Source organism: Nostoc cf. commune SO-36, assembly GCF_023734775.1.
GTDB classification, from domain to species: Bacteria; Cyanobacteriota; Cyanobacteriia; order Cyanobacteriales; family Nostocaceae; genus Nostoc; species Nostoc commune_A.
In genome coordinates this window covers 696,561-712,218 of record NZ_AP025732.1, presented here as the reverse complement: position 1 = coordinate 712,218, position 15,658 = coordinate 696,561, and the positions used below count along the sequence as shown (strand labels likewise).

12 protein-coding genes and 3 pseudogenes are annotated in these 15,658 nt (G+C 42.1%); 8 read left to right on the top strand and 7 right to left on the bottom strand.

The window, feature by feature from the left end; all coding sequences use genetic code 11:
- The first annotated feature begins 11 nt into the window (after nucleotides 1-11).
- The 3 genes from ANSO36C_RS03180 (at nucleotide 12) to ANSO36C_RS03170 (ending at nucleotide 2,620) form a co-directional block, all read left to right on the top strand.
- Nucleotides 12-716, top strand: a complete 705-nt coding sequence (locus ANSO36C_RS03180; protein ID WP_251958350.1) for an SDR family oxidoreductase — start codon at nucleotides 12-14, stop codon at nucleotides 714-716.
- Between the two features lie 105 nt (nucleotides 717-821).
- Nucleotides 822-1,877 carry a 4-hydroxyphenylpyruvate dioxygenase gene (gene hppD / locus ANSO36C_RS03175; protein WP_251958349.1) on the top strand — a complete coding sequence of 352 codons (1,056 nt, stop codon included), beginning with the start codon at nucleotides 822-824 and terminating at the stop codon, nucleotides 1,875-1,877.
- Between the two features lie 50 nt (nucleotides 1,878-1,927).
- The gene (locus ANSO36C_RS03170) at nucleotides 1,928-2,620 is read left to right on the top strand and encodes an HAD family hydrolase (protein ID WP_251958348.1); all 693 of its coding nucleotides are present in this window, start codon (nucleotides 1,928-1,930) and stop codon (nucleotides 2,618-2,620) included.
- A gap of 183 nt (nucleotides 2,621-2,803) precedes the next feature.
- Here ANSO36C_RS03170 and xseB read toward each other — a convergent pair whose 3' ends face one another.
- Genes xseB through ANSO36C_RS03150 form a run of 4 tightly spaced genes read right to left on the bottom strand, consistent with a single transcriptional unit; the run spans nucleotide 2,804 to nucleotide 4,890 of the window.
- A complete protein-coding gene (gene xseB / locus ANSO36C_RS03165; protein ID WP_251958347.1) occupies nucleotides 2,804-3,031 on the bottom strand; it encodes an exodeoxyribonuclease VII small subunit in 228 nt (75 codons plus the stop codon).
- A complete protein-coding gene (gene xseA, locus ANSO36C_RS03160) occupies nucleotides 3,024-4,292 on the bottom strand; it encodes an exodeoxyribonuclease VII large subunit (RefSeq protein ID WP_251960238.1) in 1,269 nt (422 codons plus the stop codon). The genes xseB and xseA overlap by 8 nt, the downstream gene beginning before the upstream one ends.
- Before the next feature lie 60 nt (nucleotides 4,293-4,352).
- Nucleotides 4,353-4,634 carry a type II toxin-antitoxin system RelE family toxin gene (locus ANSO36C_RS03155; RefSeq protein ID WP_251958346.1) on the bottom strand — a complete coding sequence of 94 codons (282 nt, stop codon included), beginning with the start codon at nucleotides 4,632-4,634 and terminating at the stop codon, nucleotides 4,353-4,355.
- Nucleotides 4,621-4,890, bottom strand: a complete 270-nt coding sequence (locus tag ANSO36C_RS03150; protein WP_251958345.1) for a type II toxin-antitoxin system Phd/YefM family antitoxin — start codon at nucleotides 4,888-4,890, stop codon at nucleotides 4,621-4,623. The genes ANSO36C_RS03155 and ANSO36C_RS03150 overlap by 14 nt, the downstream gene beginning before the upstream one ends.
- Nucleotides 4,891-5,394: 504 nt before the next feature.
- Between ANSO36C_RS03150 and recA the strand changes: the two genes are divergently transcribed.
- Both recA and ANSO36C_RS03140 read left to right on the top strand, forming a co-directional pair.
- Complete coding sequence (gene recA / locus ANSO36C_RS03145; RefSeq protein ID WP_190941021.1) at nucleotides 5,395-6,471, top strand: recombinase RecA; 1,077 nt, start codon at nucleotides 5,395-5,397, stop codon at nucleotides 6,469-6,471.
- A gap of 323 nt (nucleotides 6,472-6,794) precedes the next feature.
- Nucleotides 6,795-8,415 (top strand): annotated as a pseudogene (locus ANSO36C_RS03140) (tetratricopeptide repeat protein).
- Between the two features lie 155 nt (nucleotides 8,416-8,570).
- Here the strand turns inward: ANSO36C_RS03140 and ANSO36C_RS03135 are convergent.
- A complete protein-coding gene (locus tag ANSO36C_RS03135; protein WP_251958344.1) occupies nucleotides 8,571-9,197 on the bottom strand; it encodes a CPP1-like family protein in 627 nt (208 codons plus the stop codon).
- Nucleotides 9,198-9,824: 627 nt separating this feature from the next.
- On the opposite strand from ANSO36C_RS03135, the pseudogene ANSO36C_RS03130 reads away from it, so the two are divergent.
- A pseudogene (locus ANSO36C_RS03130) lies at nucleotides 9,825-10,555 on the top strand (response regulator transcription factor).
- A 766-nt stretch (nucleotides 10,556-11,321) separates the two neighbouring features.
- On the opposite strand, the gene ANSO36C_RS03125 reads toward ANSO36C_RS03130, so the two are convergent.
- Nucleotides 11,322-11,540, bottom strand: coding sequence for a DUF2811 domain-containing protein (locus ANSO36C_RS03125; RefSeq protein ID WP_251958343.1), 219 nt, complete (start codon nucleotides 11,538-11,540; stop codon nucleotides 11,322-11,324).
- Between the two features lie 486 nt (nucleotides 11,541-12,026).
- Between ANSO36C_RS03125 and ANSO36C_RS03120 the strand changes: the two genes are divergently transcribed.
- Complete coding sequence (locus ANSO36C_RS03120; RefSeq protein ID WP_251958342.1) at nucleotides 12,027-13,310, top strand: MFS transporter; 1,284 nt, start codon at nucleotides 12,027-12,029, stop codon at nucleotides 13,308-13,310.
- Between the two features lie 60 nt (nucleotides 13,311-13,370).
- Here ANSO36C_RS03120 and hisIE read toward each other — a convergent pair whose 3' ends face one another.
- Nucleotides 13,371-14,021, bottom strand: a complete 651-nt coding sequence (hisIE, locus tag ANSO36C_RS03115; RefSeq protein WP_251958341.1) for a bifunctional phosphoribosyl-AMP cyclohydrolase/phosphoribosyl-ATP diphosphatase HisIE — start codon at nucleotides 14,019-14,021, stop codon at nucleotides 13,371-13,373.
- A gap of 230 nt (nucleotides 14,022-14,251) precedes the next feature.
- Here hisIE and hemL point away from each other — a divergent pair.
- Nucleotides 14,252-15,551, top strand: a pseudogene (hemL, locus tag ANSO36C_RS03110) (glutamate-1-semialdehyde 2,1-aminomutase).
- The last annotated feature ends 107 nt before the right edge of the window (nucleotides 15,552-15,658 follow it).

Sequence of the window (15,658 nt, the reverse complement as noted above, 5' to 3'; positions counted from 1 at the left end):
TAAATATTGCAATGCAGGATAAAGTCGTTGTTATTGTCGGTGCTACTGGTGGTATTGGTTCAGCTTTAACACATAAACTTGCGCCTACCGGAGTCCGGTTGGTATTGGCTGCCAGAGATGCGGTTCGTTTAACAACACTGGCAGATGATTTACCAGGGCAAGTTTTGAGCGTTCCCACCGATATTACTGACCCCAAACAAGTAGATACTTTAATTAAAAAGACCATCGCTGAGTTTGGTCAAATCGATATTTTAGTGAATGCTGCTGGTGCTGGTATACTCAAGCCCTACAACAGCCTGGAACCTGCTGATTTAGATAAGATGCTAGATGTCAACTTAAAAGGTAGCTTTTACACCACTCAGGCGGCGGCTGAAGAGATGCAAAAGCGCAAGTCTGGTCACATTTGTAATGTAGTTGGAATTTTGGGTAAGCATTCAATGGGGATGGCAGCAGCTTATTCTGCTTCTAAGTTTGGTGTTGTCGGTTTTAGCAAGTGTATGGCAGAGGAACTCAAGCGTTTTGGTATCAAGTTCACGTTATTCTACTTTGGTGGGGTAGATTCTCCTTTTTGGGATAACGTCAACCTAAAAGTAGACCGAAAAAAAATGCTCAGTCCTGAAACTGCTGCCAATGCGATTTTCTTTGCCCTTTCTGCCGAACCGCAAGCTGTGCCAATGGAAATTAACATTCAACCTGATAGTCATTTGTTCTTTTAAAGGGGGAGTGCGTCTATATAGTTCTTGCTTAGGAAGGACGTGAAAATCTAGCAAAAAGGCAAAATTTACAGATATATAAACTTTTATGCTGGATTTTCAGTATCTATGAAAATTGATCACGTTCATTTCTATGTAGAAGATGCCAAAGTATGGCGGGATTGGTTTGTACACCATCTTGGTTTTCAAACAGTAGGCGATCGCACCAGTTCGTTTCATACTTGTACAGAAGTGGTGAAAAGTGGTGATGTCTGCTTTTTTCTGTCTTCACCACTGTTGCCTACAAGTCCAGTAGCCGAGTTTCTGCGTCAATATCCACCCGGTGTGGCAGATGTCGCTTTTGCTGTGGAAGATGTCGAAGGCGCGATCGCACTAGCTCAAAAACACGGTGCTACAATCCTCCAACCCGTCCAGGAAGGCCAGGTGGGTACGGCATTTCTCAAATGTGGCAAAATTGCCGCCTGGGGTGGACTTACTCATACGTTGATAGAAAGGTCATTAGTTTTTGACAAAGGACAAAAGACAAATGACAACACTTTTACCGCCATAGATCACGTAGTGCTGAATGTGGCAGTTGGTGAATTAGAGCGTGCTGTGGCTTGGTACGAAAACATTCTAGATTTTCAACCCCAGCAAGCATTTAAAATTAAAACCAATCGCTCTGCTTTACACAGCCAGGTGATGATTTCGCGTAACGGTAGCGTCCAATTGCCAATTAATGAGCCGGCTTCCAGAAATTCTCAAATTCAGGAATTTCTAGATGTCAACCAGGGCGCAGGAATTCAGCATATTGCCTTACGGACGTCTAATCTTGTAAGTGCGATCGCTAAATTTCGTGCCAGTGGTTTATCCTTACTCTCAGTTCCCCAAACCTACTACTCGCAACTAAAACAGCGTCCAGGACTCACCCTATCACCTCTAGAACTAGAAGCGATCGCTCAACAAGAAATTCTGGTGGACTGGCAAGAATATACTCCCGTAGAGACACAACAAACCGCGCCTCTACTACTACAAATTTTCACCCAGCCCATTTTTGAACAGCCGACATTTTTCTTTGAGTTTATTGAACGCCGTTTTCAAGCTCAAGGTTTTGGCGAAGGTAACTTTCGCGCCTTATTTGAAGCCATTGAAAGCGAACAAATTAAACGCGGTACGCTGCAATAAAATGCTGATACTATTGAGATAATTTTAATAAAAATTAACATTTTCCGCCGATGCTAAGACTTATTACTGACTTCGACGGCCCAATTATTGATGTTTCTGAACGGTACTACCGTGTTTATCAATACTGCTTGGACAAAACCCGTCGCCCAGATCAAGTAGTGCAAGAACTTCCGAAAGCGGAATTTTGGCAATTAAAGCGATCGCGTGTTCCTGAAAAACAAATCGCCTTAAATTCAGGGTTAGATGAAACCCAAGCCCAAGAATTTGCCCAGTTGCGGCGGCAAACTGTACATACAGAACATTATTTTAACTATGACACTCTCGCGCCTGGTGCTGTAGATGCACTATTAAAAATTCAACAAGCTGGAATTGATCTAGCAGTTATGACCATGCGCCGAGTTCGGGAACTAGATTATGCCTTCAAAAAACATGATTTAGCGAGATTTTTCCCAGAAAATCGTTGTTATTGCCTGAGTAACGACTACGTTAAAACTCGTGATATTGAAGATAAGCCCTTGTTAATGGCTAGGGCGTTAAAAGAACTGCCCCCCGTTACTGATACCTGGATGGTAGGAGATACAGAAGCCGACATCACCGCAGCTAAAAATTATGGTATTAAGGTGATGGCTGTGGAATGTGGCATCCGCGATCGCACCCAACTGGAACTTTACCAACCCGACTTAATCGTTAAGGATTTCAGCGCGGCTGTAAATTTAGTATTAGAACCTAAACAACCTGTCTAGAAAAGCTCTCTAGGCTGCAACAGCGTAACTTAATTGAATTATGAAACAGTTCTGCCTTACTCCCCTTTTGGCTTGTGGAATTAGAGTGTAAATATAAGTCTTCAAAAGTTGCAGACTTCTAATCTCTCCTCAAAAAGCAGGGCTGTTTCTTATTCAGACATATTGAATTAGATACCCTGGTTTCTACTCTTCACTTAACGTTTCAATTAGCAAATCTACCTGTTGCTGTCGCTGCTGCAAAAAACTTTCGCACTGACGCAAATACTCCACAGCAGTTGCAAATTGGTCAAAAACAGCTTCCAATTCCAACTCACCCGCCTCAATGCGAGTAATAATTCCCTCTATCTCAGCAACCTTCGCCTCATAATTCCAACCTTCTTCAGAACTAGAAGCACCTTTACGTTTAACCATTAACCTCTCTGTGTCCTCTGCGCCTCTGCGGTTCGTTTACTTCTGTAACCTTCACTTTAACCCCACCCTGCCCCAACTGAATCACTAACTCTTGTCCCACAGCCAACTCCACCGCAGAACGAGCGATCGCCCCATCTTCTCGCCTCACCACCGCATAACCACGCTGTAACACCGCTTTCGGGTCAAGACTAGCCAACTTTTGCCGCAATAACTCTAAATGCTGCGTTGCTTGCTGCGATCGCCCCATTGTAATTTGCACCAAATGCTGACGCTTCCAAGCTAGCTTTTCCGTCTCCTGCTGCACTTGTCGATCTAACCGCAAACGCCGCAAACGATTCCGTAATACTTGCAGTTTATTGTCAGCATTTTCCTTAAAGTCATGCACCGCTTCATGTAAAGCCACAACTCGCCCCCGATGTTCAGTATATAACTCTGAAAGTGCTGGCACAACTCTTTCCGCCGCCGCAGTGGGTGTATGCACACAAGCATCTGCAACTAAATCTGCTAAAGATTCATCTCGTTGATGCCCGATACCAGTAATTACAGGAATGGAACAAGTAGCAAGCGATCGCACCACTCGTTCATCATTAAAGCAAGCCAACTCCTCAACTGCGCCACCACCCCGCGATAAAATTAGCACTTCGGCGCGTCCATCTCTTTCCACCCGCTCAATTGCCTTAACAATAGATTCCGGCGCTTGCTCACCTTGTACTGTAGCCGGAGAAAACAAAACGTGTAAACCTGGATACCTTTGCTTGAGAGTTTTTTGAATATCACCCCAAGCAGCAGCCGTTGGTGAAGTGACGACAGCGATCGTTTGGGGATGAGTTGGGAGCGATCGCTTTCTTTGCGCGTCGAACAATCCCTCAGCCAGCAAGCGATTTTTGAGTTGTTGATAGCGCAACGCCTGTAAACCAACACCAGCAGGTAAAGTCTGCCAAACTGATAACTGATACTCTCCCCGTTGCGGATACAGACGAATACTACCTAAAATGATTATCTGTTCACCAGGAACAGGCATTTGGGCGAGTTTTGGCAATTGGCTATTCCATACTACACACTTAATTCCGGCGCTGCGATCGGTATCTTGGAGCGTAAAAAATAAACCACTGCGATGGTGGTTAGCGCTGGAGACTTCGCCAGTTACCCAAACTTGGCGTAATTGTTCATCTTGCTCTAACAGCAAGCGAATATAGTCAGTTAATCCAGATACTGAAAGTGCAGTATCGAGAATCAGAGAGTCGGGAAGGTCGAAAGTCATCAAAGATGCCTGAAAGCATTTGTGCTGAAGCGATTTTAGCATTTTAATGAAAACCAAAGATTAACCCAGTAAACGCTTCAATCTTTTGTAGACATCATCATCATTGCGCTTACCGACTAAAATCACTTCTACTAAATCTTGCTCAGGAAAATATCTGTAAACAATTCGATATTCACCACTATCAACTCGATATAAACCTTGATAACCAGATAGCTGCTCACTATCAGCTGGTAAAGGCTCAACATTCAAAGCCAAAACCTTTTTTGCAATCTGTGCTGCTATTTTAGGCTGTAAACCGCTCAGAAAATCAAGAACAGTTGCTAGACCATCAAGCTTCGCCATTAGCTAAATGCTCTAGTGCAGATGTAAAAGCCTCTGTACCAATCATTTTGGACTGACTCAGAGCAACTTCAGCAGCTTGACCAAAAACCATATCCTCTAATTCTTCCAGCCGATTAATTAATTTTTGGTAGCTCTCGGCTGAGATAATTACATGGCTAGGCCGTGATTGCTTAGTTAGTAGAACTGGTTCAATAGCAGCCTTGTCAAAAACCTCACCGTGTTTGTTGCGGGCATCAGTCAGAGTGTAGGTCTGCATAGCGATTTTGACTATTTTAGGCATTTTGACTATATTTTAGCAGAAAAATCTTCAATTCCAATCCTGGCTTAACGTGTAGATGATTTTGAACAAGATATCAAAACCTTGCAAGAGATGGGCTGACTATGATTAGTACTATTCCCGTTTACGCAATGAAGGTGTCGTCGTTGATGATATGCTGATTTGTATTAGCGATCGCTCCTAATTGAGCAACCTCCGCAAATGCTCACGAGTACGGTTCTACTGACGGTGTTGTTTAGATAATTTTTTGCTGAAAACCCCTTGCTTACCCAGCCAAAAAAAGCTATCTCTGAATGCAAGTTGGTATCATCGTGCAAAACTACCCTAATCTGGTAGCGTTCGAGTTACGATCTTGTCACACCCCTTTTTTGATTTGAGAAGTCCTATTCCAGAATTTTCTGGTTAAAATAGTATATCTGTTCTACTCAAACTCCCAGAGCAACACTCCTTAAAACCATATATTTAGAGGCATTAGAGGCAGGAATGGCTATCAACACCGATACTTCAGGTAAGCAAAAAGCACTGACTATGGTGCTCAACCAGATTGAGCGCAGCTTTGGTAAAGGAGCAATCATGCGCCTGGGTGATGCTACCCGGATGCGGGTGGAGACAATTTCTAGTGGGGCGCTCACCCTGGATTTAGCATTAGGTGGTGGTTTACCCAAGGGGCGGGTAATTGAGATTTATGGGCCGGAAAGTTCCGGGAAGACTACAGTAGCGCTACATGCGCTCGCTGAAGTGCAAAGAAATGGTGGTATTGCTGCCTTTGTTGATGCTGAACACGCGCTAGACCCTACTTATGCTGCGGCATTGGGTGTAGATATTGACAATTTGCTGATTTCCCAACCAGACACTGGCGAATCAGCTTTGGAAATTGTCGATCAGCTGGTTCGCTCTGCTGCGGTTGATATTGTAGTCATTGACTCAGTAGCAGCACTGGTTCCCCGCGCTGAAATTGAAGGCGACATGGGTGATATTCACGTTGGTTTGCAGGCGCGGTTGATGAGCCAAGCCCTACGTAAGATTACGGGCAATATTGGTAAATCTGGTTGTACAGTAATTTTCATCAACCAGTTGCGGCAAAAAATCGGTGTTACCTACGGTAGTCCAGAAACCACAACTGGAGGTAACGCATTGAAGTTTTACGCTTCGGTGCGCTTGGATATTCGCCGGATTCAAACCTTGAAAAAAGGTACAGATGAATTTGGTAATCGCGTCAAAGTTAAAGTTGCTAAAAATAAAGTAGCTCCGCCTTTTAGAATTGCGGAATTTGACATTATTTTTGGCAAAGGAATTTCTACCTTGGGTTGTATTGTAGACTTGGCAGAAGAAACTGGCGTACTTGTCCGCAAAGGAGCTTGGTACAGCTATAATGGCGATAATATCTCCCAAGGACGAGACAACGCCATTAAGTATCTCGAAGAAAAACCTGAGTTTGCTGAACAAATTAAACAACTGGTGCGTGAAAAGCTAGATAAAGGCGCTGTTGTTTCTGCTAACTCTGTAGCTAAAGCCAGTGAAGGAGACGAAGAAGAAGTCGATTTAGAGCCAGAAGAATAAGGAATATAGATTTATTAATCTAGAAATTCTAATAGATGGTGCGTTACGAAGAGAGCTAACGCACCTTATTTTTTTAATTGAAATTAGGATATCGTTAGTCAACTACTACACTTACTTACTTAACTCGACTTTAAAAAGCAAACATATCTTACATTCTAATGTCATCTTATTCTCTGTCAAAAATTATGATATATTAATTTAAATTAAGAATTATTGCAAAAAAGTAAATAATTTTTGGGAATATAGCCCAAGCCAATTAAAAGGTTTACGCCGAATAGATATTTTAATAGAATAATCTCATCAAAAGATTCGCAGAAATATAAATGGACTGGATTACGCTACTGCGATCGCTACAGTCTGATTTTATTAAAAGGTTAACATCTGGTTGTCTGCTTCATTGTGAAACAGAAGGCCAATATAGCGAATTAACTATAATCTCTGGAGAAAGGTTAAAGGCACTACGGGAATTTTGCTGGCAGATGGCTGAGAAGTATAAGCGTGTTTTACCAGTCCGTGATGTTTTTATTAGCTATCTCAAAGGAAAGTTAGGTGAGGAAGTTGTCAAAGAACGTTTAGCTGATTTCATTACTGAAGTCGATTATGAAAAGCGATTTGGCGGCGATGGCAATATAGATTTTACCTTGACTTCTGACCCATCTATTGGTATCGAAGTCAAATCTCGTCATGGTCGGATTGACAGAGTAAGATGGTCAATTAGTTCTGAAGAAGTCGAAAAAAATGCAGTTGTAGTTTGCATTTTAATTCAAGAGGATGTGAGCGAGGCACAATCTGAGTATCACCTTTTTTTGGCTGGCTTTCTCCCAACCCGGTATGATTAAGTTGAAAACTGGTAAAATTTCCTTTGGGATAGAACAATTACTATATGGCGGTGGTTTATGGTGTTATCTAGAACAGTTACAACATTCTATAAATAATTCTTCTAGGCAGCAACCACCAATTTACAAATATCTACCCAAACAGGAAATTTCATCTAAGCTAACTATTAATCAGGTGGTAAAATCTTCTTTTCAACCTGAATATAGTGATGAAGATTTAAATCTCCTTTATGCAAAAATGGGTGATAAATGTTTTGAAAAAGGAGAATATGCGAATGCAATTACCAACTATAATCAAGCTTTAGAAGTTAATCACGGTGATATTAATTTATATTATAAACGAGGTTTAGCTCACTATCAGATAGGAGATTATGAGGCTGCGATCGCAGATTATTCTCAGGCAATCCAGATAAATCTTCAAGATGCTAAATCTTACAATAAACGAGGTTTAGCTTTATATCAACTAGGGCGATTAGAAGAAGCAATTAATGATTATACTCAAGCTATTAGAATTAATCCTAATGTTGCCGTAGCCTATAAAAACCGGGCTGAGGCTCGTTCTCATATCGGAGATAATCAAGGAGCGATTGAGGATTATACCCACGCTATTAAAATTAACCCCCATTATGCTGATGCTTATAAAAACCGTGGCATTGCTCGTTATTTATTAGGCTCTCAACCGGGTTTTCCCCAAGCAATCAAGATTAATCCTCAAGATGCCATAGCTTATAAAAAGCGTGGTAATGCTCGTTCTGATTTAGGAGATTTTGAGGGAGCAATTGAAGATTATACTCAAGCAATACAGATTAATCCTAATTATGCAGACGCTTATTATAACCGTGGTAATGCTCGTTCTGATTTAAGAGATTTTGAAGGAGCAATTGAAGATTATACTCAGGCAATCCAGATTAATTCCAATTATGGTGATGCTTATTACAATCGAGGGAATATTCGCTTAGAAATGGCAGATAAACAGGGAGCAATTGAGGATTTTCAAAAAGCAACAGATATCTATCGTCAAGAAGGTAAACTAGAAGCACTCAAAGATACAAGAGAAAGAATATTAGATTTAGAAATAGAAGAATCACTAGATATTTTAAACTTTTAAATAATTACCTAAGTACGACATCTTAGCCTCATCATTAGCAAGCCATAAATACACTAAGGGCGCACAGATATGCACCCTTATAGTGTGTTACATCCAAATAAATAACACAAATCAATCATTTCTTGTCTTATAGAAGCTCCCTTACAACTATCGATTTAGCGTAAAAAGCTACTAACCAACCACAAGAATATAAACGTCAGTACAGTAGAGAACTGGTTCGATGACAAATTGAGCAATGGTATTTGTGATAATAACCAGCTAGCAACTAATCCCCCAGCGAGTAAGCCAATTATTAAACTGATCAGGGTGAACAAAACGGCTCGGCCAAATTTGCTTTCCTTGCGATTGAGAAAGTAAATGCTAGTACCTACCCCAACCACTAATGCTAACTGCAAAACCTGATCGCCTCCCTCTGGATAAAACAAGCTAATAGAACTCAAACCAAGAAACCAAGCTCCTGGTAAGAGAATATCGGCAGGTGTTGGCTGATCCAGCATCCGTTGGAGCCATGCAGGCGACTGCTGGCGAGGGGCGGGACTTTCCTTAGGAGGGGATTGCACTCGCAACTCTGGAAACCGGATGCGCTCAGGGACTTTAATTTTACCTTCCTGGCGCATCCGTAAGCGATCCATTAAAATCGCATCGTAAGCCGCTTCAATTACTTCTAAATGCTTGGCATCGCCACTATGTTGCTCGAATAGGCGATTACGGGCATCTTGAATTTCATCGAAGCTAGCCTCTTCTGATACCCCAAGTTTTTCGTAGGGATTTTGATCGCTCATGGGAGTTTGTTAGTTCAGCCTCAGTCAGCGGCAGTCTTTTATCTAAGAAAAAACAGCTTTAGGTTTTATTTTGATCAAAACTAAAGTCTCGACCTATTTTATGCCCTATCAGGATAGTAGCACGGGTTAGTTTAATCGACTTTGTAATTTCAACTATAGTCACTTTAACATATCGCTATAACTCCGTGTATACCCTCATGTCGTTGCCTAATTCTGGCTTTAATCTAGAATTTGAACGGAGAGTACCTAAAAATGCATAGTTTTTATGAAAAAATCAACTTTAATGTTTCAAATTTGGCAACTTACAGTGCCTTAATAGATTTTTTTAATTATACTGAATAATCGCTTGTGGTATATATCCGCATATCGATTTAAAATTGAAACGTTTTAAGTTACCACCTAACTGGGGTCAAGCAGGTTTGCGGCGAAAGTCAGAGCGTCTATATCCTGTCACTAACAGAAGTTTAGCGTTCTCATTATTCACAATCCTGATTAGAGTATTTATTTGTGAATGATCAGGATTCTTACACCGTAGCCATGTAGATTCTTAGTTAGTCCTAAAGTGGCAACTGCGTTTTTACGCAATTCTCTTGTTAATCTTACGAATTTTTGTGCAAAGTAATGGTCATGGCTCCCGCCAAGATTCTTGTAGTTGACGACGACCCTGCGGTTCGGAATTTAATCCAACGCTTTTGATTAAGCAGAACTATCAGGTGGAGGCTGCCGAAGATGGAAAGACAGCCTTAACTCTATTTGAGCAATTTAACCCCGATTTGGTAATTCTAGATGTGAATTTACCAGATGTAACAGGGTTTAACCTCTGCCAAGAGATGCAAAGTCGTAATGGTGTTTTTGTTCTGATGTTGACTAGCCGTGCTGACGAAGCTGACAAAATTCGCGGCTTTGCTAAAGGTGCTGACGACTATCTCACAAAGCCTTTTGGGTTGGGAGAGCTAGAAGTTAGAGTCGGAGCTATTTTGAGGCGTCAGCGAGTGATAACTAATGCCGAGCAGAAACGCTTGGTATTTGAAAAACTTATGATTGATCCGGTGCGACGGGAGGTAGCACTTAATAACCAACCAGTGCCCTTAACTGCTCTGGAATTTGACTTGTTACATTTTTTAGCCAGTCACCCAGGCCGAGTTTGGCGGCGTGCAGAACTAATCCACGAGGTGTGGGATTATGAATATGTCGGCGACCAACGGGTTGTAGATGTTCATATTGGTCAAATTCGCAAGAAGATTGAAATTGATGCTAGTCAGCCAGCATTAATTCAAACTGTACGTGGCGTAGGGTATAAGTTTGAATCTCCTGCTCACCCCAGCAATTGGAAGCTAAATCCTAAGTTTATAGTCTAGAGTTTCTTAACTCTTGACTGTTAACTTCTGGGAGAGCAATTCGTGAATTTCTTTGATTTTAGTAAAAGACAAATTTACACAATCAAAATAGGTAGATATTCCTCAAATACAGGTCAGGCAGTTATTTGAAAAGCTTTCTCTCGTTCCCAGCCTCTGGCTGGGAATAACTATTGGGAGTGTACCGCCTCCTGCATTTGCGGCAAAGTCGCTTTTAATGAGTTTCCAGCTAGAGGCTCCGCTTTTCTCACTTGCGGCAGAGCCGCTATGATGGTCATTTCCAGCCAGAGGCTGGAAACGAGATTTGAAAGGAGTTTTACCTTAAGTTGATATTAATGAAGACCCTGGGGGACTACAAATCTACAAATAATTTGGGATAATTTATTTTTTGCAAGTCCCTAATATAAATATTGCATTATTACTAACTAGTTTTGATGACAGGAGAAACTATTGGAACCTGTTTAAGTAGGAGCGCAAGGTCTTGCGCTCCTACTTACTTTTTTATTGTAATACCGCTCCTTGATGGGGCACGGTATGTCGTGCCCATATTAGGGCATTATTCAGAATAACGCCTTTCATACCAGTACCGAATGGCACTAAAGTTAAGCTGCTTCCTAGCCTCCAGTAGCTTGACCAGAGGCAGCAGTCTATTCAGAATAAATTCCCAATCTGGAGGCTCTTAACGAGGCAACACAAGACTTTGGGCTTATCTTAGTGCCATTCATCCCAGTATCTATGGGGTTCTAGTAAATTAGCTGTTGCGGGTGAATCAGTCCCTGGGAATTTCTACTGAGGAGTGGTGAAACAAAGTTTCCAGATAGACTCGGGCTGCACGGCGATCACTATCCCCATTTTGGAGTAAAAACAATGATAAGGCCGCCGTCAATACTCTGTTTTCATCCCAATCAGGATGGGTTTCTAAGTAGTTTTTTAAGGATTCGTGGAGTGTTTCGGGAATTTCTGTAAAGATGCTAACCGTTGATTTCATGAGATTTTCCTCCTATGAGGATAATCAAGAGGGACAAGTTGCTTGCAGTAAAGCGCCAATTGGCTTCCTCACCACTCTTTTGCTAGCCCGACAATCTGCGCCCACATCTCAGGTAATATATTTTACACATTTGATGCCAACGGTTGAACGAATTACAAAAGCAAGCCGAATCATTGTGCGCCAAGAGGGGGTGGGTTTGTCAATGCTGCGAAATGTTAAAAACGATTGTATAAAAAATAAATACGAACGAAAGAATAAGCCTTTAAGGTCATTTTTCGTTACTTTACTTTATAAAAACTCAGTCCTTCAAGTTTGTTAGTACTGTTATTTAACAATCCCCAGTCAGACGGCAAGAAGCTCATTGGCTCGTTGAGTACCTGTGGAAAACTGTTAAAATCCCTGTGGAAACCCTGTGGAATGAGTGAGGAAAATTGTAGCCAATGATAAGAATTACAAAAATGTCAGTAAATCATGACATTTAAACTCATGAAATTAGCTTCTCAATCTCAGCTATCATCGTGGTTGCCCTCGATACATCCCCAGGTCTGGATTTTCGCAATTGGTAGATTTCTCTCGGAAGTTGGTACTGGTTTTACCCTGTTTTACGCCCCCATCTTTTTTGTCAATCAACTTGGTTTATCTGCAACCAGTGTTGGGGTAGCCTTGGGTAGCGCCTCGATTTCCGGCGTTGTCGGGCGGATTGTAGGTGGTTCTTTGGCTGATTCTGAATACTGGGGACGCCGCCGCACTTTGTTGCTGGCCACGGCGATTTCAGCAATTGCTTCTCTAGTTTTAGCTGCAACCAATAATTTTACAATTTTAGTAATTGGGAGTTTGATTAGCGGTTTAGGGATAGGGTTCTACTGGCCGGCTGCTGAAGCTCTGGTTGCTGACGCTAGCCAAATTGACAATCGCCGCGAAACTTTTGCGATCGCACGACTAGCTGATAATCTTGGGTTAGCGATCGGAATTGTGCTAGCTGGGTTTTTGATTGCGATCGTTGGAAATTATCGCTGGCTGTTTGTGATTGATGCCATTTCTTTTATGGTGTTTTTTGGGGTTGTCTATGTAGGAATTAGTGAAACTGAACAACAGCAGATAGAGGAATCTGAAAAAATAGAACTTTTTGCTTCTTGGATGGCAGTATTAAGCGTAGATACGTTGGCGAAGCCTCTCGAAGAGAAGCAGCTTGTCGCCAGACATCGCCGTTTCCTTGTCTACATAGCAGTTAATATATTTTTTACAATCTATATTTCTCAAATCCACAGCACCCTGCCGCTTTATTTCAAAAACTTTGTTTTTGTCGAAAGTACTACCGAAGGATTTGCTCAAACTACGATTAGCGGATTATTTGCTTGCCATCTGGTGTTCGCCATCATCTGCCAGTTGCCTGTAACTAGCATCTTAAAACGCTGCTCTCACACACTCGCGCTGACTGTTTCCGCCATTCTTTGGGCAATTGGTTTTGGGCTGATTTGGATAAGCGGTACTGCCCCATCTCATCATCTGGTTTGGGTAATATTGGCATTGGGAGTATTTGCTGTGGCGATTGTCTCCTATACGCCATCTGCTGCCTCTTTAGTCACTGAGTTAGCCCCGGAAAATCAACGCGGCGTTTATTTTTCCATCAACGCTTTGTGCTGGGCTGTTGGCTCTTTTATTGGTCATCCCTTGGGTGGATGGGCATTAGATCATCCGCAAATTATTACCAGTAGTTTTTGGCTGTGCTTCATCTTGAGTGTAGCGATCGCTGTGGCAATTTTACAGTAATCTCAATCGAATTTTAGCTGAGTAATATACTCCCAACGCTAAAATGACTTGTTTTTTGCTCTATTGACGACGTTCTTGCAACTTGCGATATACAGATTTTAAATCAACTTGATGGTGAGCTAAGGCAACCAAAGTATGATATAGTAAATCGGCCACTTCACCTGCGATCGCATCTGCTTCATCATCCTTAAAGGCCATTACTACCTCGGCGGTTTCTTCACCAATCTTTTTCAAAATTTTGTTATCGCCACCTGCAAATAGTTTACAGGTATAAGAACTTTCAGTAGGATTATCGCGGCGATCGCATATTATTTGAAACAATTGTGACAATGTATCACCTGGTGGTGCGGCAATTTTTCCTTCTATTTGGTGAAAGCAACTGCGTTCTCCGGTATGGCAAGCAACATCTCCTAATTGCTCTACCCCGATGAGCAACGCATCACTATCACAGTCATAACGAATACTTTGCACTTTTTGAATATGTCCAGAAGTCGCCCCTTTATGCCAAAACTCTTGCCGGGAACGACTCCAAAACCAAGTTTCTTCAGTTTCTAAAGTTTTTTGTAACGACTCCTGATTCATCCACGCCATCATCAGGACAGTACCATCCAAATAATCTTGGACAATTGCAGGCACTAAACCTCGTTCATCGTAGCGAATTTTCTCAACCGGGATGGTGTAATGCAGCGATCGCGAATCGTTAAAAGACATACCAGCTAGTTTGCTCTAATGAGAATAATTTATGGATTCACGATACCATTCAGAATAGTGCAGCTGGTACATTTTTTTTGAATTAAATATCTAAAGTCAAGTCTTCATTGGACTTGCATAACATAATGTTATTTTTTTGGTTCCGCTAATTTTATAGGATAGAAATTCTAAGCAGTGTTTGATCCTATCCTAAGATAGAGCTTTTTATTGCCCACTGTTAGGAGAGAACTTTGGTAAATACCACAATTAAAACAACAAAATCACAAGAAGTCTTTGCGGCGGCTCAAAACCTCATGCCCGGAGGAGTCAGTTCTCCAGTTCGTGCCTTTAAATCTGTAGGTGGACAACCTATCGTTTTTGATCGTGTCAAAGGCGCGTATATTTGGGATGTAGATGGCAATCAATACATAGACTATGTAGGCACTTGGGGCCCCAGCTATTTGCGGCCATGCTCATCCAGAGGTAATTGCAGCCTTGCATGAAGCTTTAGAAAAAGGTACTAGTTTCGGCGCTCCCTCAGTCCTAGAAAATGTTTTGGCAGAAATGGTCATCGATGCCGTTCCTAGCATCGAAATGGTCAGATTTGTTAATTCTGGAACTGAAGCTTGTATGGGAGTTTTGCGGCTGATGCGGGCTTTCAGCAACCGGGAGAAAATCATCAAGTTTGAAGGTTGCTACCACGGACACGCCGATGCGTTTCTAGTAAAGGCGGGTTCTGGTGTTGCTACACTTGGTTTGCCAGACTCACCAGGAGTTCCTAAAGCAGCAACTAGCACCACTCTAACTGCACCTTTCAATGACCTAGAAGCAGTCAAAGCTTTATTTGAAGAAAACCGCGACGAGATTGCCGGTGTCATTCTTGAGCCAGTCGTCGGCAATGCTGGATTTATTGCGCCTGACGCTGGCTTCCTAGAAGGATTACGGGAACTAACTCACGAGTATGGAGCGTTATTGGTATTTGACGAAGTGATGACAGGCTTCCGCATTGCTTATGGTGGCGCTCAAGAAAAATTTGGCGTCACTCCCGATTTAACAACTTTGGGTAAGGTGATTGGTGGTGGTTTGCCAGTGGGAGCTTATGGCGGTCGTCGAGATATTATGTCAATGGTTGCGCCTGCCGGCCCCGTATATCAAGCTGGGACACTTTCAGGTAATCCTTTGGCGATGACTGCTGGCATTAAGACTTTAGAATTGCTGCAAAAGCCAGGTACTTACGAGTATCTTGAGCGGATTACTAAAAAGCTAGCTGATGGTTTGCTACTAATTGCCAAAGAAACTGGTCATGCGGTTTGCGGTGGTCAAATCAGCGCAATGTTTGGCTTATTCTTTACCTCTGGCCCAGTTCATAACTACGAAGATGCGAAAAAGTCTGATACAGCCAAATTCGGACGCTTCCATCGGGGTATGTTAGAGCGCGGTGTTTACTTAGCACCTTCTCAATTTGAGGCTGGGTTTACGTCTTTTGCTCACACTGAAGAAGATATTGAGCAGACTTTAGCAGTTGCACGGGATGTAATGTCTAGCCTGTAATACGAACCTAGCCAAAGTAGGGGAGCCAATGTGTTGACTAGAGAAGTTTTGAGCCGAGGAAGCCTCGGCTCAAAACTTCTCTTCCCCTCTCTACCAGAGGTTTAGCT

Coding starts and splice junctions, on each gene's coding strand:
- ANSO36C_RS03120 (WP_251958342.1), top strand. CDS start 12,027: ATGAAATTAGCTTCTCAATCTCAGCTATCATCGTGGTTGCCCTCGATA.
- hisIE (WP_251958341.1), bottom strand. CDS start 14,021: ATGTCTTTTAACGATTCGCGATCGCTGCATTACACCATCCCGGTTGAG.
- xseB (WP_251958347.1), bottom strand. CDS start 3,031: ATGGTTAAACGTAAAGGTGCTTCTAGTTCTGAAGAAGGTTGGAATTAT.
- ANSO36C_RS03155 (WP_251958346.1), bottom strand. CDS start 4,634: ATGGCGAAGCTTGATGGTCTAGCAACTGTTCTTGATTTTCTGAGCGGT.
- ANSO36C_RS03180 (WP_251958350.1), top strand. CDS start 12: ATGCAGGATAAAGTCGTTGTTATTGTCGGTGCTACTGGTGGTATTGGT.
- ANSO36C_RS03170 (WP_251958348.1), top strand. CDS start 1,928: ATGCTAAGACTTATTACTGACTTCGACGGCCCAATTATTGATGTTTCT.
- ANSO36C_RS03150 (WP_251958345.1), bottom strand. CDS start 4,890: ATGCAGACCTACACTCTGACTGATGCCCGCAACAAACACGGTGAGGTT.
- hppD (WP_251958349.1), top strand. CDS start 822: ATGAAAATTGATCACGTTCATTTCTATGTAGAAGATGCCAAAGTATGG.
- ANSO36C_RS03135 (WP_251958344.1), bottom strand. CDS start 9,197: ATGAGCGATCAAAATCCCTACGAAAAACTTGGGGTATCAGAAGAGGCT.
- recA (WP_190941021.1), top strand. CDS start 5,395: ATGGCTATCAACACCGATACTTCAGGTAAGCAAAAAGCACTGACTATG.
- ANSO36C_RS03125 (WP_251958343.1), bottom strand. CDS start 11,540: ATGAAATCAACGGTTAGCATCTTTACAGAAATTCCCGAAACACTCCAC.
- xseA (WP_251960238.1), bottom strand. CDS start 4,292: ATGACTTTCGACCTTCCCGACTCTCTGATTCTCGATACTGCACTTTCA.